This window comes from Bacillus sp. m3-13 (assembly GCF_000175075.1).
Taxonomy (GTDB): Bacteria; Bacillota; Bacilli; order Bacillales; family Bacillaceae_I; genus Sutcliffiella_A; species Sutcliffiella_A horikoshii_C.
The window spans coordinates 102,114-120,210 of record NZ_ACPC01000019.1 but is presented as its reverse complement, the minus strand read 5'-3'; the positions used below and the strand labels follow the sequence as shown (position 1 = coordinate 120,210).

The window sequence follows — 18,097 nt, the reverse complement described above, 5'->3', positions numbered from 1 at the left end:
TGCAAAAAGCTAGAATACGATCTCCCTAGTGAATTTCACCTGAGATGATGGTTACATCGTCCATGCCATTGCCTGTGAACATTGCGGCTATTTCCAGCAATGAGGTGGCGGATGGGATGTCTTTGATGTATTTTTTTACGGATGGGATATTCAAACCATCTGAGTAGATGAAAAACTTCATTTTGGAACTGTAGGGAAAACGATGAGTTTTAAGTGTTTGGGGTTTTCCAGATAGGTAGCCTTTGACCGGCAGTGGGTAGATAAGCTTTTCTGTCGGAGGATATAGGAAAAATCGAATATTCCCAACACAGCTGTACACAACCTCTTGCTGGTCATAGTTGACTTTCAGCACAGAAACCGCTGCACCGCGCTTATTCCTCATCGCTTCGTTACAAGCTTTCATGATAACGGAAACGTCCTCAGTTTCATGGTCTTTGGCAGCGGAAATAACTGCTTGTGAAGCATCGTGTGCATATTCTCCGCTACCTAAACCATCTGCAACTACACATAAAAAGTAGTCATCCGTTGTATTTACGTAGTAGCTGTCCCCACAAAAATACATTCCGTTTTTCGCATTCTGGTAGGCATTCACGTTCGCTTTTTCATGTTTGAATTGTTCAATCATGAAAAAATCTCCGTGTTTGCATTATCTTCCATGAATGCTTGTTTCAGCTTAGTTAGCGCTTTGCGTTGCAGTCTTGATACATGCATCTGCGAAATACCCAACTTTTCCCCTGTTTCTTTTTGACTCATATTCTTGAAAAATGTGCATTCGATAATCTGTTTTTCTCTTTCTGAAAGCACATGGAAAATCTTTTGTAATAGAAGCTGCTGATCCACTTGATCAAACCCGGCATCTTGGTTTCCTACGATGTCGAGAATGGTTACCGTGCTTCCATCAGAATCAGCCTCGATGGCATTATCGACAGAAAGAGCTTGATAATTCTGGCTCATCTCCATCGCTTCCAACACTTCTTCTTCGGTAACTTCCAAGTAATCAGCGATTTCAAATACTTTTGGTGAACGTTGAAGTTCATTTGTCAATTCTTCCACAGCAGACTTTATCTTCGGTCCAATTTCCTTGATCCTGCGCGGAACATGGACACTCCAAGTTTTATCTCGAAGGAAACGTTTAATTTCTCCGATAATCGTTGGAACAGCAAATGCTTCAAAACTTCGGCCAAAACTTGCATCGAAACGCTTCATGGCACCGAGCAATCCAATCATCCCTACTTGAGAGAGGTCTTCATGAAAGGCTTTGCCTCTTGAATATTTTCGAGCGATGGATTCAACAAGTGCAGTATAATGCTCTACTAATTGCAACTGCGATACTTCACAACCGTCTTGTTGGTACCGCTCTAATAGCATATTAACATCCAGCTTACTGGACGGAGATTGATTCCGCATCCCTTTCCACCTGCTCTCCTTGTACATACTTTGTCATGAAGACTGTAACGCCCTGATTGCTGTGCACCTTCACATCATCCATCAGCGTTTGGATTAAGAATAATCCTAACCCTCCTTCTGGCAAAGTTTCTACTGGTTGCGACTCGGTGTATGGACCTAATTCTTCCCTTACTTTGTCGAAATCAAAGCTTTGTCCATTGTCAGCTACCACTAACTCGAGTCGGTCTTTGTAAATACCGAATCCGATTCGAATATTACCTTTTTCGTCCTGCTTATAAGCGTGCTCGACCGCATTGGTACAAGCTTCACTTAAGGCAATTTTGATATCTTCAATTTCATCGTATGAAAAGCCCATACGATTCGCAATTCCAGACAAGGTAAGTCGGATGACTCCGACGTACTCAGCCTTCGCTGGAAACGACATTTCTATATAATCATAAGCCCGGTTCATTGTTCCCCCACCTTTAAGTGAACTTATTTATCGACTGCTACATGCAGCCTATTTTATCTCCATGATTCCTGCTAAACCTGTAATATCAAACAATCTCTTTAAACGATCCGATAACCCTACCAGACGAAAGACACCGTTGTTTGCCTTTACGGTTTTAAAGAAACCTACAAACATCCCTAAGCCTGTGCTGTCCATATAATTAACACTTGATAAATCAAATACTAGTTCTCCTGAAAAATCTTCTAATAAAGGGGCTACCTTTTCCTTTACCTTTGGTGCAGTATAGGCATCTATTTCCCCTTCTAGGACGACAAGCGTCTGATTTAAATCTTCTTTTATCTGAATGTCCATATTCATTCTTTCGTCACCTCAAACATGAATTAGAATTCCATTTTTAGGTCATCCCAATACTAAATACCCGCTTCTCAAACATTTAAACCTTTCTTTTTAAAATAATTAAAGTAAAGTCATCTCTGAGCTGAAAGTCCTGGATTTTCTCAAGGTCTCTATATACAAGCTCGACAATGGCTTGAGGCGGTAAGTGGATATATGACCTGATTAAATCTATTATTTTATCAACCTCGATAAATCCTTCCTCTGTACGGCACTCTGTCACTCCATCAGAGAAAAGGATTACCATATCATTGACTTCTATGCTTTTTTCATACTGTTGATAGGTTGCAAGTCTATCGATACCAAGGACAAGCCCTCTCGCATCGAGTTCATAGAATTCATTTTTCTTCGCATCAAAATACAACGGTGGTTCGTGCCCCGCAGAAGAGAATGAGAAGAGATGTTTGTGAAGGTCATACATACCGTAGAACATCGTGATGAACATGCTCGCATCGACATTCTGCTCCACTACTCTATTTAAATTGCCAAGAACATAGCTTGGCGCAACTCTAGTATCTGGTAAACTGTCCATCGCATACTTGATCATACTCATACACATCGCAGCCGGAATTCCTTTTCCGATAACATCCGCAATAGCGACACTAAACGAATCCTTTTCGTTATGGACAAAATGATAATAATCCCCGCTCATGTGTTTGGCAGGAACACTTATCGCGCCGATCTCCACTGAATTCGTCTCAGGAATTTTCGTCTCAAGTAGTGTCTGCTGGACATTAGCTGCAATTTCAATCTCCGTTTGAATCTCTTGTTGCCTGTGGCGAAGGCTTTGATGCTCCCTGTAAGCAATCCCATAACCGATCATCACTTCAAGTAGGAAATCCAAAGAATGCAGGATATTATCCGGTATCTCTGGAGAAAGATCTTGCAGCATCGCTTTATGCACACTGATAATTTCTTCGGGAGAAACTTTCTCCCCAAGTATTCTGCGACTGAATTCCTGCCCTTTATAGAGGGCTTCCTCTGACTGGCGGTTCAGGTAGGCAGAAAGTATTTCTTTATATTCTGATTCTAATTTATCGTAATTCACGGGTTATCCCCCCTTCTAGCGAACCCACTTTACGGCATGGATTGTCGTTCCTTCCCCAGAAGAAGAATCTATCTGAAACGAATCCATTAACCTCTTTACTCCAGGCAATCCGGCTCCAAGGCCTCCTGATGTGGAAAACCCATCTTCCATCACCTGTCGAATGTCAGGAATTCCAGGACCATCATCTGTGGCAACCACTTTCAGTCCTCTTTTTCCATACTCATCCATTTCTTCAATACAAATTTGACCTGTACCTGCATACAAATAAATATTCCGAGCCAACTCCGAAATTGCTGTAGTTATCCTCGCTTGGTCTACTGTGCCGAAACCGAGGTCTTTGGCAACATTTCTACCCATTTGTCGGGCAGCTACTATGTCCCATTCGTTTCTTATTTTTACACAGGATTGGACAGTCATTGTTTACTCCCCCAGTTCCTGTTGTAATTTCTCTAGACCCTTTTCTAAATCTAGTGCCGTGAACACTTCATCCAATTGGATTCCGAGTTCCACTAAAGTGATGGCTACAGCAGGTTGAATCCCTGTCAGAACGACTTGCGCTCCCATAAGTTTCGACATGCTGATTACATCTCCAAGCACTTTTGCAATAAATGAATCAATCATATCAACAGAGGTCAAATCAATGACAACTCCATTTGCTCCTGTTTCATGTATTCTATTTAGAAGATCCTCTTGAAATTGCAACGCTGTTTGATCATCTAGTTCCCATTGAATAGAAATTAATAGGCAATTGTGAAGCTTTAATATAGGTATTCTCACTTTTGATCCCCCGCAGTCACAATTTTTCTGTTTGTCATTTCAAGCGCTGTTTCAATCCCTTTTTTCAGGGAGTTTTTCGTAATAATTTGATCCAGGTTAATGCCCAAATTAACTATAGTCTGGGCGATTTCAGGACGAATTCCAACCAATAAGCATTTTGCACCTACAAGTCTTACCGCTTCCGCTGCCTGAATAATATGGTGCGCAACCATCGTATCGACAACCGGTACACCTGTAATATCTATTAAGACCACTTCAGCACGGTGCTTTACAACACCTTGAAGAAGGTTTTCCATGATTTGTCTTGCGCGTTCTGTATCGATTGTACCCACAAGCGGCATGACAGAAATCTTGTCAAATACCGGGATAAGGGGTGCAGCCAATTCTTGTAATGCGATTTTCTGCATAGACACTGTATGTTCCCAAGACCCTGTATACGTTTTTACAATCTCGTTATAGACCGGTCGGAGCCATTGATCAAAATCATACATCAGGGCAACTTTTTGGCTATCGTCCGTTTCCTCTTTCGTCATTCCCTCAAATACAATCTTCCCGAATAATGAAAGACCTTCTGTCACATAAATGAGAGGCCAACCGAATCGAACAATTTTCTCGGCAAAATCGGTTAATATCACAGAAAGGTTGTCCAAATCTTTACTAATGTTGTTCAATAATAAATTGATGTATTCTCTGCTTGTGCTCAGGTACACCTTATCAGAAATGGCTTTCAATTCTTTCTTTTCACCGATTTCATCCATGCCTTCAATCCATTGGTTAAAAATAGTCTCTCGGTTTTCATCAATATACGTGATTATGTTTTGATTCATTATCCCGGCTCCTTTTTTCAGTAATAGATATATTTATAAATTCGACAAATAATTTTAGCTATACTAATACAACTATAAATTTTTATTGTTTTAAAAGTCAAATATGTTTAATCCCAGTTCATCCATAAATGTGGTTTATTTACCTAATTATGGTGGTATCTTCTTAGAAATGAGTGTTATTTGGTACAACACCGCTGTTGATTTCCGCATACAGCTAGGGGTATTCTGTCGATACAAAATAAAAAAGCTACTCACGCGCTTGTGAATAGCTTCTTATCGAAAAAACGGATTCAAATATTAAAAGTCAATAAGTCCTAAGCTTATTTGAAGCGCCTCATCCACTTTGTCCATCATCTCTTCGTCAAGATGAGTAATTTTGTCCGTTAATCTTTGTTTATCAATTGTTCGAATTTGTTCGAGCAGGATAACAGAGTCACGTTCAAAACCATAACGCTTCGCATCGATCTCTACATGTGTTGGGAGTTTGGCTTTTTGGATTTGAGCAGTAATGGCAGCTACTATAACGGTCGGGCTAAATCGATTTCCGATATCATTTTGGATGACAAGTACTGGTCGAACGCCTCCTTGCTCAGACCCAACAACCGGGGATAAATCAGCAAAATAAACGTCACCGCGTTTGACAATCAAATGATTACCCCCCGCTAACTAAGCGTTCAACCGTATGCTCCGCCTCATATTCAGCCAAGAAAGCTTCAGATGCAATGTTTAGATTGATTTTAGACATTTCCATGTAGCCACGTCTCATGGACTCGCGAATTTGACGCTTTTTGCGCTCGCGAAGATACATCTTTGTTGCTTGAAAGATTAATTCGTTTCGATTGCCGTTTTCTTGTTTTACCAAACCATCTAATTCCGACACTAAGTTTTGAGGTAATCGAATCAAGATTTCAGTTGTTGCGCTGGATTCAGACACAGCATACACCTCCAAGAACTACAGACACATAATACTATTCCATATTCCATAATACCATCATTGCCGATAATTGCAAAGTCCATTTAGCGAATTCTTCTCTATTATCACTATATAAACCCTTTTTTATGCAGAAAATTACCATTTACTATTCTAATGGTTTGTCTTGCAAATAGTTTCTCACTTCCATTATACTCCCATTCCGCAAAAACATGCGGGGCACACGGTAGCTGATCATACACGGCACCTCGTAGTTGATGGTGTCAAGCTTGGCAGCAACATCGTTTGAGCTGATCTTCTTGCCGTCCTGTTTTCCTATAAGCGTCACCTTGGTTCCAATTGGAAGTTCATGTGGCAATTTAACCATAAACTGGTCCATGCAGATTCTTCCAACAATTGGAGCGAACTTTCCGTCTACAAGAATGTTCATTCCTTGTAATTTTCTAATCCATCCATCCGCATAACCAACCGGCACCGTTCCGATCCATTCTTCTTCTTTTGTCGTGTAGGTGGCCCCATAACTGACGCTCTCACCAATGGATAATTTTTTTACATGTACAAGTTTGGTATGAAGGGAGAATGCCTCTTTTAGCGGAAAAGGCAGTTCTGGTTCCATTTCCAGTGATGGCGTTAGCCCATACATCGCTATCCCAACACGTACCGCATTGAAGATCCTTGTAGGAAATCTTAGCGTAGTGGCACTGTTTCCGCAGTGGATCATCGGGATGCTGTATTGGTTTGTGACTTGATTTAACAAAGAGTGAAACCTTTCAAATTGTTGTTCCACATAACTTGATTGCAACTCATCCGCGGTAGCAAAATGCGTATAAATCCCCTCAATTTGCAGGTTTGGGGCTTTGTCAATCAACTCTAGTATTTGGGCGACTTCTTCTTGTGTTCTCGCCCCTATTCTTCCCATCCCCGTATCTAGCTTCAGGTGCAGTTTAACCACTTCTGTACCTTGATATGCGGAAGTTGCTTCTTCTACCCATTCTTTTTGGAAAACCGTAAGCGTGATATCCTCTTTCGCAGCAAGCGGCAGGTCTGAAACCCTTGAAGCACCGAGTACAAGGATTGGTGCCGTTATTCCTTGCTGTCTTAAAGACATCGCCTCATCTAAAAAAGAAACAGCAAGATACTTTGCACCTGCTTCCAACGCCACGTTTGCCACTTGCACATCTCCATGCCCATATGCATTCGCCTTCACGACCGCAATCACCGTGACATCCTTTGTCACATGCTCCTGTATCGCCTGCACATTTTCATAAATACAATCCAAATCTACCTCAACCCAAGTATCCCGATGAAAGCTCGACATCTTCCTTAGCACTTCCTTTACCTATCTACAACCTCAAATTAATATGTACCTATCATAACCAAAAAACGCCCCAAAGTCATGTGAAGAAAGCCCCTTCGACATAGAGAGCGAAATTCCTGTGAGGGTCTGACCCCTTTTCGAAAAAAAAATACAGGCCCGTCTGCAACGGGCCTGCTGATTGTTGTTTGTTTATTTGATGGCTGCGCCTTGGACGGAGCGGGCGACCATGAGCATTTCTTCTTGGGAGAGGTCTTTGGATGCTAGGGTGAAGTCTACGCCTTGGTAGGTCCATGTTAGGCTGTTTTCTGTCATGGCGCCGACTGTGAAGCCTAGGTCCGCTGGGTTTCCGTTGACAAGCTGGGATGTCGGCACTTCGGAGTTGCGCGCCTTCTCTTGGATCAACGTAAAGGTCTTGGTGCCTTCATACGTCATGACGACGCGTTTTCCATTTGCTGTTTCCACGACGGTTTCTTCTTTAAGATCCGTACCGGCTGGCGTATCTAGCGGTGTCATAGCGGAAAATTCATCCGACTCTTCGGTAACCGGGCCAGATGCAGGCAGTTCTAGGCTTGCACGGGCACCCGTCATGTTCTTTTTCACATCAAATGCGTCGGCATCAAAGCTTGCATCAAATTTGAAATCAGAGAATTCCACTAGAACCAACGGCTTTTTATCTGGATCCATCACCTTTACAGAAACAGGTGACAAGTCTTTTTTGCTCAGTGTAATCTCCTGAGTCGGAAGAAGCTTATTATTTTGATAGTTTGTTTTCGTTTCAAATACATAATGTTCCTCTGTTGCGGTGAATTTCGCTTCCGGATCATTTTTGATGTCATTTACAAGCGACTCAAACAGATAAGCCTGGCTGCTGTTTTGCGGCCATTCGCTATGGAAGCGGAAGCTCTTGTTAAGCGCCGGTGTTAAGACAAATACACCTTCGTCATTGCGGATGATGATCTGGCTTTGATCTTTTTCCGCATTTTTCAAATTTACTTTGTAATAGTTCGGTTTGTTGTGACCGATTTGCACCTCGTACACTTGTGGCTCCGCTCCAGTTTGAAGGGTCATCTTCGCATTTGATTCATACCCCTTCATCTCTTCTACTTTGGCACCAAGTGAAGCTGTTACATCTTCTTGCGATTTCGTACCGCACCCTGCGAGAACAAGGATACTCACAAGGCCAACCACTACCAATAGCCATGCTTTTCTCAAATTATTCATCCCCTTTGCCTTCATTACATGATTATCTTAGAGAAAAGTGAGAGTGCAGAGATACCAGGCCATCCCTCCAGACACAGGTAGGCAGAACCTCTACTTGTACACCTTGTCTCCTTTCTGAATTATGTATATGAGCCAGTTTCGGGGATTATGCAGACTAGCTTGACAAGCTTTCGATAATTACTTGGGCGATGGCATATTGATCACTATGGGAAATGGACAAGTGGACATTACCACCTGTTATTTCAGGCTCAGAAAAATACGGCTTCCCTTTCTCCGTTGACCCTATAGTCATGTCTTGAAAACTGAGTTCCTTCCCTATGCCTGTTCCTTTCGCCTTGGAAAAGGCCTCCTTTGCCGCAAAGCGACCTGCGAGGAATTCCACTTTTCGTTTTTCACTTAGCGTTATGAACCTCTCTTTTTCCAGCGGTGTGAGGATACGGTCCACAAAATTAGGTTGGCGGTTCATCAATTTCTCGATGCGCCCAAGCTCCACAATGTCGATTCCAGTTCCGATAATCATACTTTGACCAACCTCTTTCATATAGTAATGATATATTTTCTGATTCTCCTAAAAAGACTTTTAGGAGCTAACATGATAATCTGAAAAGAGCTAATTTAAAGAACAAGGGGTGAAGCGGATGTTCGTCCGAACGGAAAACTTTCGTACTTTTAGAAGATTATATCCTATTATTACCACAATTGTTGCCATCCACCTTATACTTTGGCTGGTTGTACAATTTTCTCCGACTTTCTTAAACCTTACCGTCGGATTCAACCTATTTATATGGCAAGGAGAATGGTGGCGGCTAGTTACCCCAATTTTCCTGCATGCCAGCTTGACTCACTTCTTATTTAACTCCCTGTCGCTTGTCCTGTTCGGACCGGCCGTAGAGCGGATGTTAGGAAAAGGGAAATTTATTACCTTCTATTTATTAGGTGGTATTCTAGCAAACGTTGCCACCCTACTATTAAAACCTGACATTTACAGTCATCTCGGAGCTTCCGGTGCCATATTTGCGATATTCGGCCTCTATTTTTACATGGTATTCTTACGACCGGACCTATTGGACAGAGCAAATTCCCAAGTTATTTTGACCATTTTGGGAGTCGGGCTTGTGATGACCTTCCTGAATTCTAATATCAATTGGATTGCGCACTTATTCGGATTCTTTGCCGGTACCGTGTTAGCACCATTTTTCCTGGGAAGAGGACCAGCCACATCTCCTAGATCATTGCGCGCCATATTCCCTAATATCGGCAGACCGAGCGCACCACGAGGCGGAAAACAAAATATTTTTTGGATCGTCTTAGGCGCATTAGTGTTGTTTGGAATTCTTTCAAGGTTTATGTAAATTCTATTTTCAAAAACAAAAGCAAGGGTTGTCACCTCACATGACATCCCCTTGCTTTTTTTCATAAGAATACCACTCGTAAATTTGTTCGCCGTCAAGCTGCTCCACATCCACCACTTGAAAATTTTTGCCTCCAAGACCGGTTTTAATGGCAGCTTTAATTGTAAACAGTTTTCTTTTCCCTTGAAAAAATGACTCCCGCAATTCAAAGGATTGAATTCTTTTTTTACGCACAAGCACAGTGTTCTTACTTAAATGTCGATAAGAAAGTTGAAGTTGCTCATTTTCCATTGCCCATCCTGCAACCTTATATTGGCTGTAGCCTAGCAATCCGGCAACCGCCACAGACAAAAAGGCAAGATACCCATACGGTTGAAAGAAATAGGCAATCGGAATAGATAAGAGTGTTGCAGGGACCATTAAACGGATAAGATACCGAATCACCGACCTCTTCGGCAGACCGTGAACCTCTTGTGCCAGAAAGTACGACGGGACGAACTCCTTCAAATGGGCTTCCACTTCAGAAACCTTCAACAACGGAAATAGGATCGTGGAAAAGTCAGACTCTTTCCCTCCTGAACTTCCTGCACTCTCCACATAAACGGTGGCATATCCGAAAGGTTGTCGTAAGAGGTTTTGTGAAATCCTAATTGCTTGTATTTTTTTCAAGGAAATCGTCAATTGCCGTTTTTCGATTATCCCCCTTGAGATTAGCAGTTCATCGTCTTGCTTAGTGACAGTGAAATTACCGTATTTAAACATGGTCATCACAATAGAGATAAGCCATGACACCAACAGTACAACAAAAACGATCGAGGCAATCAAATACACACTTGTCTGCAAGACCATCCCAAAACGGTCGATAATATCCTCGTATGGGACAAATTGATCGAATTGGGAAGTGAACGCGATGACCGCCGACAACACAACACCGATCCCACCTGAAGTTGTTCCCACAATAAAGAGTGTTTTCCAGGATGCTTTATATGTTGGCTTTTCTACAGGCTCCGCGCTCGGTTCTTGCTGAACAGGCAGTTTCGGCCCATATACATCAACGTTTTCGTCTTTATTTTTGTAATACAATAAAGCGTCCCTCAGCCTGATTGCCTCGTGTTTTGTTACAGCCGTCAAACTTGCTTCCGCTTCCGTTCCGCCACCGGCTGTTTCTATTTGCACTTTTACTAAACCGAAGATACGCTGGATAATCCCTTCCGAAGTATCCAAAGTCTGAATCCGCTCTTGCGGGATGAACCGGCGTTTTTTCACAAAAACACCGTATTCCATACGCAGCTCCCCATCTTCTATCCAATAGTAAAATCGATACCAAGAGACCACACCGATTGCAATTAAACCCGCGAACCATAAAACCATTACAGCTATGTAAATGATGCTGAAAAAACCTTCTCCAGAACTACTCCCAAAGAATACGAAAATAATAATCGGAAACAAAAGCTCACGCAGTTGTTTGAAAAAAGCTACAACGATGGCGGCCGGATGCATCCTCTTTTTATCAGACATCATCTTCTGTCACCCTCGCAAGCCTTGATATGTAATCCCTGACTTTGTCTGCTTGTTCTTCGTCAAGAGCCGGTATCTCATGAATGGTTGCCGCGGTTGAAATGAGCACCGTGGAGAGGTGGAACTTTTTCAAAATCGGCCCCTGCCGTGTATCAACATGTTGGACCCGGACCATCGGCACCAAGGTTCTTTTTTTGATAAAAATGCCATGTTGCAAGTCAATTTCATGTTCATGCACTTCAAATCGCCAGCGCTTCCACTGCATAGATGGGAAAATAACGACGGTAAATAAGAAAATCAGTACAAACAGAACCCCCGCAATTAGCAGTGTCCACCAAGGGAATTCAAATGAACGTTGTATAAACCAATACCCCACAATAAGCAGGACGTAAAATATAGAATTCAGTGCGGCGGAGATTCTCCATACCGACAAAGCTTTTCTATCTATCATCTGATTAGGCTCCGGCCTCATTTGCTCTCCCTCCAAATCACTTTCTAGCTATCGCTTTTCCTAGTATACTATGGATGCCCTCTGTTGGAAAATTCTATTTAAATTTGAAGGAAGCACCGTCAATAATCTCTATTTCAGGATAACTTTTCATTTCTTTCATCAATTGAAAATAGTGCTTCATCCTTTTTCTTCGCCTCAATCATGCAATGGATTTCGGGCACGCTTCCTTTGATCCCTTTGGAGGAAATCCATAAACATTTTAGGATCCACATAATCGGCATGTGCACGGAAGTTCTTTTCGTCCCTCGGACTTGATATATGCATCTTCACAGGCAGGGACGAATGCTCCCACGTTTGCACTACTCGGTCCCAATCTTTTTCCCACCCCTCTGCATCCTCATCAAAATGCGCAAGGTGATGGTGATAATCAAAAACGAAGCGGCACATTCAGTTTTTCACAAACATATAAAGCATCGCGCAAGTGGAATGTCGTATCATCATTTTCAAGGATCAGCATTTCCTGAATAGGTTGCGGTACAAGCGCAAAAATTATGGATAAACTGCTCAAGCGCCAGCTCCCTATCATCATACCCCCCACCAATATGAAGGACACAACGGTGCTGTGTGGGAACCCTCATTCCTTTTAAAAGAGAGCGGTGCATACTGAGCGTCTTGATGGTCTGGTTGATGATTTCTTTTTTCTTTAGAATTCAGCAGCACAAAATGATCCGGGTGAAAATCTACACGCATCGGGTTTTCTTCGATATAGTCGGCTATTTGGGATAGGATTTCTTTTAGCGGCCGCATAAATTTCCAGTCGTTCACCTCTTCGTGGTTTGCGAGCGGAATCAGTTTGGAGCTGAACCGGAAAAATCGAATATCGTTTGCGACATTGTGCTTGAGTAGGCGCAGGCAGTTTTCTAGGTTTTCAACTGAGATGCGTTCTAGCTTTTCGATTGCTGCGTCCCGGTCCTTGATTTTACTGAACTGAGCAAAGGTCATCGTTTTGGACGGGGAAGCGTTGGTGAGATGCACGCTCATGGCGACGTAGCCGAGTTTTACGATGGTCATGGTGGTATGGGACCTCCTTTTGGTTGGGAATTGTTTAGAGGTAGTATGCCCAAGTGAGGGGAGATTTGTTCTTTTTGGGTGATGGTCTGTTGGCGGGTTTATATGGAGGGAGTTGGGTTGTAAATTAGGAGAACTGGAATTTATATGGGTTCTATTGGACGTTTCGCGTTGATTGTGTGAGGGTTCGGGCATATAGAGGCGTTCTATTTGACCAATCACTCCGATTTCTTGATTGTTCGGGCGTATAGAGGCGTTCTATTTGACCATTCACTCCGATTTCTTGGTCGTTCGGGCGTATAGAACCGTTCTATCTGCCCTTCCAACCCGGTCCCTTCTCCATTCGGGGGTATAGAACCCTTTTATTTACAATTCACCTCACTGGCGGCACCCCCCACCAACAATAAAAAAGCTCGAAAACCAACCGGTTATCCCAGTCAGTTTTCGAGCTTCTGCAATTAAAATGCTAATTATACGCGCTCTTTGCGAGAAGAACGTTTGTAGCCTTGGCGCTTAGCGTTTGCGTCTCTTGAACCAGAACCGCCGCCTGGCTTGCCGCCACGGCTGTCGGAGCGTTTGTTCCAGCCGCCTTTTCCACCGCTGCTAGAGCTCTTTCCGCCACCACGGTTACGGTCGCCGCCACGGCCACCACCACCGCCGCCGCCTCTTCTTGAGTGCATTGGAGCTTCTTCAGTAAGACGGATTGGAGTTTCGTCCGGCTCTTTTGTGAACAATTTCAGAGCTGCAGATACAAGTGTTATTGCATCGTGCTCTTCTAATAATTGTTCAGCTGCATTGCGATAAAAACCAAGGTTTTTTGCTTCAACAGCTTGCGTTAATTTTTCCATGGACATTTTTTGTTGGCCTTCTAGTGCTTCGTCTAGAGTTGGTGCCTTCAATTTATCCATTTTACGTTTTGTTACGCGTTCTACATGGTGCAAGTAGCTAACTTCACGCGGGCTAACGAATGTGATCGCCAATCCGCTCTTACCAGCACGACCTGTACGTCCAATACGGTGAACATAGCTTTCAGGATCTTGCGGGATGTCGAAGTTGTAAACGTGTGTTACACCAGAGATATCAAGTCCACGAGCAGCTACGTCTGTTGCAACAAGCACATCAATGGAACCTTCTTTAAACTTGCGAAGTACACTCATACGCTTCGCTTGAGAAAGATCACCGTGAATTCCCTCTGCAGAGTATCCGCGCACGTTCAATGCGTCAGATAGCTCATCTACACGGCGTTTTGTACGGCCGAAGATGATAGCAAGCTCTGGAGATTGGATGTCAAGAAGACGAGTCAATGTGTCAAACTTCTTCTTTTCCGGAACTTCCACGTAGAATTGTTGGATATTGGATATTGTTAGTTCTTTCGCTTGTACCTTTACATTTACAGGCTCGCTCATGAAACGCTCAGCGATTGCACGGATTGGTGCAGGCATTGTAGCAGAGAAAAGTAATGTTTGTTTCTTTTCTGGTGTTTCAGCAAGGATTTTTTCGATATCCTCGATGAATCCCATGTTCAGCATTTCATCTGCCTCATCAAGAACAACTGTGTTCACATTTTGAAGACGAAGAGTCTTACGGTTGATATGGTCAAGTAAACGACCTGGAGTACCAACTACGATGTGAGGGTTCTTTTTCAATGAACGAATCTGTCTGCTGATGTCCTGTCCTCCAAATACGGAAAGAACACGAGCACGTTTATGGTAAGAAGCTTTATAAATTTCTTCAGCAACCTGGATAGCTAATTCACGAGTCGGTGCGATAACGATACCTTGAATGGATTCGTTTGTCACATCTACATTTTCAAGCAATGGAAGACCAAATGCAATCGTTTTACCTGTACCTGTTTGAGCTTGACCGATAACATCTTTACCAGTTAATGCAACAGGAATCGTTTCCGATTGGATAGGGGTAGCTTCTTCAAACCCCATTCTGTCGATAGACTTCATTATATCTTCTGATAAACCTAATTCTTTAAATAACGCCAAATTATTCCTACTCCTTTATCTATACAAATTAATAAATTAGGCACGCGTCTGGGCGCTTGCCTAATCTTTATAAGTAGACATATTAAACACATTACCTGTTATCATAACACTTTGGCTACTAAATAGCAATAAAGGTTAATGCCAACTTATAGGAGGTTGCGCTTTCAATCGCGCCCCTCTGCCGAATAAATCGGCAAAATATTTTTCTTTCCGCACAACTTTGATCAAATGCAGCATGCTTACTATTAATTTTCTCTTTAAAAGAACTTTGTATTCCTTGAAAATAAGGAATTACTTGATTCCTTCAATAACCTCTTCTAATTTCATGCCTCGTGAACCTTTTACCATCACCACATCACCATTTTCTAAAAGCGGCCGCAGTTCGCGGGTTAATTCTTGCTTGTTCATGAACGGTTTCACATGAGAAGGTTCCATCACTTCCTGGGCACCTTTTGCAATCTCCATGCCGAGGGCACCGAATGTGAAGACATAATCCACATTCTTATCTTTTACATATTGCCCAATCTCATGGTGAAAAGTCTTTTCCATGTCACCAAGTTCCAGCATATCACCAAGAACGGCAATCTTTTTCCCATATCCGTCGAGGCTGCCCAATAAATCCAATGCAGCTCTCATGGACGTAGGACTTGCGTTGTAGGCATCATTGATGACCGTCCAACCACCGGAGGTCTCCACCACTTCATTCCTCATTCCCGTGATGACAAGTTGCTCCAAGCCTTTTTTTCGGTTCTCCTCAGACACACCAAAAAGTTCTCCGACGATGATGGCAGCAAGGGCATTTGTCACATTGTGGGCACCAAGTACCGGGATGAAGTACTCTGTTTCTTCTATTATAAAATGAGTGCCTATCCCTTTCAACATGATGTCTTTTGCCTGGTAGTCATTGTTAGCCTTCAATCCAAACGGAATGACGTTGGTCTTGCCTCCCACTCTGTCTGTCAATAACGGTTCATCACCATTGATGATGAGCTTGCCATCTTGCTTAAGGCCGGCAGCAATTTCAAGTTTAGCTTCTGCGATTCCTTCACGCGAGCCGAGATCCTGCATATGAGACTCCCCGATATTGGTGATAACGGCAGCGTCTGGCTTGGCGATAGATGAAAGCAGCTCGATTTCTCCTCGGCCACTCATCCCCATTTCCAACACTGCAACTTCCGTATCCTCTTTCATGGAAAGAATCGTTAACGGCAAGCCAATATGGTTATTGTAGTTTCCAGCCGTTTTATGCACGCGGAATGTTGTCTCTAACACAGAAGTGACCATATCTTTTGTGGTGGTTTTCCCGTTGCTTCCGGTGATTCCCACTACCTTCATACCGATTTGGTTTCGATAACTGCTTGCTAGGTGTTGCAACGCTTCGATGGTGTCGTCCACAACTATAAGGTTCAGGTCTGTTGGAGGCTCTGGTTGGTCTTTTTGCCAGAAGGAAGCAACCGCGCCTTTTTTCTCGATGGCATCACGGACAAATGCATGGCCGTTAAAATTCTCCCCGATAATCGGTATGTACAATTTCCCGCTCATGTCTTCACGTGTATCTTTTGATACGCCCTCTACCACGATGGCGCTGTATTCTGAAGAGATTGGCTGGCCTTGCGCCATTTCTTGTATTTGTTTTAGTGTTCTTTTAATCATTTTTGGCGTCCCTCCTATTCTCTATACACAGAGAAGGAGCTGACATCACGCGTTTATACTTTTCTCGTGATGACCCAACCCCTGCCTGTTTAAATTTCCGTTCCAGGTGTTCGCTTATCCAGAGGACGGTGCTTGAGCATCCTCGGCTTCGCCGGGGCCACTGAAAATGTAACTGATTTAATATGTTGTTTAGACACCGCTGTTGATTTCCGCAAATGGCTCCGCTTTCCTAGGGGCGCTGCTGGAGCCTCCTCGGCTACGCCTGCGGGGTCTCCACCTAGCACTATCTCCCTCAGGAGTCTTCGCCTTTTGCTCCAATCCACAGCTAGATATTAACTAAGCACATGATATATCAGTTTTTCAATGGCCTCGGCTTCGCCTGTGGGGTCTCAACCTACCGTTACTCCCCCGCTGGAGTCTCACACCTTGCACTTCAATCTACAGGAGAAATCTTTTTATTAAAATGTATGCTTGATTTTTTGTTTTTCTTCGTGGCGTTGTTGTGCGTATCCTACTAGTTTTTCGATTAGTTGTGGGTAGGACACATCAGTATGCTGCCATAATAATGGGAACATGCTGAACGGGGTGAAACCTGGCATTGTGTTGACTTCGTTGATGTACAGTTTACCCTCTTTTGTTAAAAAGAAGTCTGCGCGAACAAGGCCCGCTCCATCAATTGCTTTAAAAGCAGTAATAGCCATTTCTTTTACTTGCTCATAGATGTCTTCACTGATCTCCGCAGGGATGATCATGGCCGTATCGCCATCTTCATACTTTGCTTTGTAATCGTAAAACTCTGTCTTAGGAGCGATTTCTCCAATCACCGAGCATTCCGGCTCGTCGTTACCAAGGACGCCAATCTCGATTTCACGTGCACCTTCCAAGCCTTGTTCCACGATGATTTTGCGATCATAGTCGAACGCTTCACGGAAAGCCGTTTCCAATTCTTCGCGATTTTTCGCTTTACTGATCCCAACACTGGACCCTAAGTTTGCAGGTTTAACAAAGCATGGATACCCAAGCTCAGATTCTACCTTTTCATATGTTGTATCTGCAGCCTTTTCCCATTCAGAACGAAGGAAGTGTGCATAGCCAACTTGTGGCAGTCCTGCTTGGTCGAAAAGGTTTTTCATGATAACTTTATCCATTCCAGCTGATGATGCCAACACACCGTTTCCTACATAAGGAAGGTTTAAAAGTTCCAACATTCCTTGAACTGTTCCGTCTTCCCCGTTCGGGCCATGTAATAGTGGGAACACGACTGTTTGCGTCTGTTCCGTTTCTTCTTCGTATGTCAATGCAAGAGGTGCGATGGTTGTGCCGCCCTCTTCCAGCTTCAGTTGGTGTACGCTCTCTGCCGGTCCATTCAACAAGCCACCGCGCTTCCATTCTCCTGTTTCCGTTATGTATAACGGATATACTTCAAATTTATCTGTATCTATAGCCTTTGTTACAGCTAATGCTGTTTGCAAGGAAACTTGGTGTTCCGCTGATTTCCCGCCATATAATAAATGCAATTTTGTTTTCATATTGCTTCCCCCTCAAAGAGATGATCTATTTTATATTTTTCACCTTTATGTCCTTACTTCAATTATTTCATTATAGCACCTACATACAAGAATTCGAAACTGCTTCGTCCATTTAAGTAGGTGGAAAAGATAAAATCTTTTTCCTTAATATATGAATGT

The 18,097-nt window shown here is 43.0% G+C and carries 19 protein-coding genes and 1 pseudogene; 1 reads left to right on the top strand and 19 read right to left on the bottom strand.

Going from position 1 to position 18,097, the window contains the following annotated elements:
- Positions 1 to 25: 25 nt before the first annotated feature.
- The 13 genes from M313_RS0111065 to acpS form a co-directional block, all read right to left on the bottom strand.
- Positions 26 to 625 carry a PP2C family serine/threonine-protein phosphatase gene (locus M313_RS0111065; protein ID WP_010195176.1) on the bottom strand — a complete coding sequence of 200 codons (600 nt, stop codon included), beginning with the start codon at positions 623 to 625 and terminating at the stop codon, positions 26 to 28.
- Positions 622 to 1,407, bottom strand: coding sequence for an RNA polymerase sigma factor SigB (gene sigB, locus M313_RS0111060; protein WP_010195175.1), 786 nt, complete (start codon positions 1,405 to 1,407; stop codon positions 622 to 624). Before sigB ends, M313_RS0111065 begins: the two co-directional genes overlap by 4 nt.
- The gene (gene rsbW, locus M313_RS0111055; protein ID WP_010195173.1) at positions 1,382 to 1,858 is read right to left on the bottom strand and encodes an anti-sigma B factor RsbW; all 477 of its coding nucleotides are present in this window, start codon (positions 1,856 to 1,858) and stop codon (positions 1,382 to 1,384) included. Before rsbW ends, sigB begins: the two co-directional genes overlap by 26 nt.
- A 48-nt stretch (positions 1,859 to 1,906) precedes the next feature.
- Positions 1,907 to 2,215, bottom strand: coding sequence for an STAS domain-containing protein (locus M313_RS0111050; RefSeq protein ID WP_010195171.1), 309 nt, complete (start codon positions 2,213 to 2,215; stop codon positions 1,907 to 1,909).
- 76 nt (positions 2,216 to 2,291) lie between these two features.
- Positions 2,292 to 3,299: a PP2C family protein-serine/threonine phosphatase gene (locus M313_RS0111045; protein WP_010195168.1), complete on the bottom strand. Its 1,008-nt coding sequence runs from the start codon at positions 3,297 to 3,299 to the stop codon at positions 2,292 to 2,294.
- Positions 3,300 to 3,314: 15 nt separating this feature from the next.
- Positions 3,315 to 3,716: an anti-sigma regulatory factor gene (locus M313_RS0111040; protein WP_010195167.1), complete on the bottom strand. Its 402-nt coding sequence runs from the start codon at positions 3,714 to 3,716 to the stop codon at positions 3,315 to 3,317.
- 3 nt (positions 3,717 to 3,719) lie between these two features.
- Entirely contained in the window at positions 3,720 to 4,076 is a 357-nt protein-coding gene (locus M313_RS0111035) for an STAS domain-containing protein (RefSeq protein WP_010195165.1), read from the bottom strand.
- Entirely contained in the window at positions 4,073 to 4,903 is an 831-nt protein-coding gene (gene rsbRA / locus M313_RS0111030; protein WP_010195164.1) for an RsbT co-antagonist protein RsbRA, read from the bottom strand. The genes M313_RS0111035 and rsbRA overlap by 4 nt, the downstream gene beginning before the upstream one ends.
- A 297-nt stretch (positions 4,904 to 5,200) precedes the next feature.
- Entirely contained in the window at positions 5,201 to 5,551 is a 351-nt protein-coding gene (ndoA, locus tag M313_RS0111025; RefSeq protein ID WP_010195163.1) for a type II toxin-antitoxin system endoribonuclease NdoA, read from the bottom strand.
- A 4-nt stretch (positions 5,552 to 5,555) separates the two neighbouring features.
- On the bottom strand, positions 5,556 to 5,837 hold the full coding sequence (locus M313_RS0111020) for a CopG family ribbon-helix-helix protein (RefSeq protein WP_010195162.1): 282 nt from the start codon (positions 5,835 to 5,837) through the stop codon (positions 5,556 to 5,558).
- A gap of 145 nt (positions 5,838 to 5,982) precedes the next feature.
- Positions 5,983 to 7,152 (bottom strand): alanine racemase, encoded by a 1,170-nt coding sequence (gene alr / locus M313_RS0111015; RefSeq protein WP_010195161.1) that lies wholly within the window; start codon positions 7,150 to 7,152, stop codon positions 5,983 to 5,985.
- A gap of 189 nt (positions 7,153 to 7,341) precedes the next feature.
- Positions 7,342 to 8,364, bottom strand: coding sequence for a LolA family protein (locus M313_RS0111010; RefSeq protein WP_010195160.1), 1,023 nt, complete (start codon positions 8,362 to 8,364; stop codon positions 7,342 to 7,344).
- Between the two features lie 163 nt (positions 8,365 to 8,527).
- Positions 8,528 to 8,893: a holo-ACP synthase gene (gene acpS, locus M313_RS0111005; RefSeq protein ID WP_010195159.1), complete on the bottom strand. Its 366-nt coding sequence runs from the start codon at positions 8,891 to 8,893 to the stop codon at positions 8,528 to 8,530.
- Positions 8,894 to 9,011: 118 nt separating this feature from the next.
- Here acpS and M313_RS0111000 point away from each other — a divergent pair, with 118 nt between their 5' ends.
- Positions 9,012 to 9,725 carry a rhomboid family intramembrane serine protease gene (locus M313_RS0111000; RefSeq protein WP_010195154.1) on the top strand — a complete coding sequence of 238 codons (714 nt, stop codon included), beginning with the start codon at positions 9,012 to 9,014 and terminating at the stop codon, positions 9,723 to 9,725.
- A gap of 36 nt (positions 9,726 to 9,761) precedes the next feature.
- Here the strand turns inward: M313_RS0111000 and M313_RS0110995 are convergent, their stop codons facing one another.
- From M313_RS0110995 to M313_RS0110970, 6 genes and pseudogenes are all read right to left on the bottom strand, one after another.
- Positions 9,762 to 11,246, bottom strand: coding sequence for a PH domain-containing protein (locus M313_RS0110995; RefSeq protein WP_029326451.1), 1,485 nt, complete (start codon positions 11,244 to 11,246; stop codon positions 9,762 to 9,764).
- Positions 11,236 to 11,715, bottom strand: coding sequence for a PH domain-containing protein (locus tag M313_RS0110990; RefSeq protein ID WP_010195149.1), 480 nt, complete (start codon positions 11,713 to 11,715; stop codon positions 11,236 to 11,238). The genes M313_RS0110995 and M313_RS0110990 overlap by 11 nt, the downstream gene beginning before the upstream one ends.
- A 73-nt stretch (positions 11,716 to 11,788) precedes the next feature.
- Positions 11,789 to 12,765: pseudogene (uvsE, locus tag M313_RS23405) on the bottom strand (UV DNA damage repair endonuclease UvsE).
- Between the two features lie 467 nt (positions 12,766 to 13,232).
- Entirely contained in the window at positions 13,233 to 14,756 is a 1,524-nt protein-coding gene (gene cshA, locus M313_RS0110980) for a degradosome RNA helicase CshA (RefSeq protein ID WP_010195146.1), read from the bottom strand.
- A 291-nt stretch (positions 14,757 to 15,047) separates the two neighbouring features.
- Positions 15,048 to 16,409, bottom strand: coding sequence for a UDP-N-acetylmuramoyl-tripeptide--D-alanyl-D-alanine ligase (locus tag M313_RS0110975; protein WP_010195143.1), 1,362 nt, complete (start codon positions 16,407 to 16,409; stop codon positions 15,048 to 15,050).
- A 458-nt stretch (positions 16,410 to 16,867) separates the two neighbouring features.
- Positions 16,868 to 17,938, bottom strand: coding sequence for a D-alanine--D-alanine ligase (locus M313_RS0110970; RefSeq protein ID WP_010195140.1), 1,071 nt, complete (start codon positions 17,936 to 17,938; stop codon positions 16,868 to 16,870).
- Positions 17,939 to 18,097: the final 159 nt, after the last annotated feature.

Excerpts from the sequence above, each read along its gene's own strand:
- M313_RS0111065 (WP_010195176.1), bottom strand. The coding sequence starts at position 625 with ATGATTGAACAATTCAAACATGAAAAAGCGAACGTGAATGCCTACCAG.
- sigB (WP_010195175.1), bottom strand. The coding sequence starts at position 1,407 with ATGCGGAATCAATCTCCGTCCAGTAAGCTGGATGTTAATATGCTATTA.
- rsbW (WP_010195173.1), bottom strand. The coding sequence starts at position 1,858 with ATGAACCGGGCTTATGATTATATAGAAATGTCGTTTCCAGCGAAGGCT.
- M313_RS0111050 (WP_010195171.1), bottom strand. The coding sequence starts at position 2,215 with ATGAATATGGACATTCAGATAAAAGAAGATTTAAATCAGACGCTTGTC.
- M313_RS0111040 (WP_010195167.1), bottom strand. The coding sequence starts at position 3,716 with ATGACTGTCCAATCCTGTGTAAAAATAAGAAACGAATGGGACATAGTA.
- rsbRA (WP_010195164.1), bottom strand. The coding sequence starts at position 4,903 with ATGAATCAAAACATAATCACGTATATTGATGAAAACCGAGAGACTATT.
- alr (WP_010195161.1), bottom strand. The coding sequence starts at position 7,152 with ATGTCGAGCTTTCATCGGGATACTTGGGTTGAGGTAGATTTGGATTGT.
- acpS (WP_010195159.1), bottom strand. The coding sequence starts at position 8,893 with ATGATTATCGGAACTGGAATCGACATTGTGGAGCTTGGGCGCATCGAG.
- M313_RS0111000 (WP_010195154.1), top strand. The coding sequence starts at position 9,012 with ATGTTCGTCCGAACGGAAAACTTTCGTACTTTTAGAAGATTATATCCT.
- M313_RS0110995 (WP_029326451.1), bottom strand. The coding sequence starts at position 11,246 with ATGATGTCTGATAAAAAGAGGATGCATCCGGCCGCCATCGTTGTAGCT.
- M313_RS0110990 (WP_010195149.1), bottom strand. The coding sequence starts at position 11,715 with ATGAGGCCGGAGCCTAATCAGATGATAGATAGAAAAGCTTTGTCGGTA.
- M313_RS0110975 (WP_010195143.1), bottom strand. The coding sequence starts at position 16,409 with ATGATTAAAAGAACACTAAAACAAATACAAGAAATGGCGCAAGGCCAG.
- M313_RS0110970 (WP_010195140.1), bottom strand. The coding sequence starts at position 17,938 with ATGAAAACAAAATTGCATTTATTATATGGCGGGAAATCAGCGGAACAC.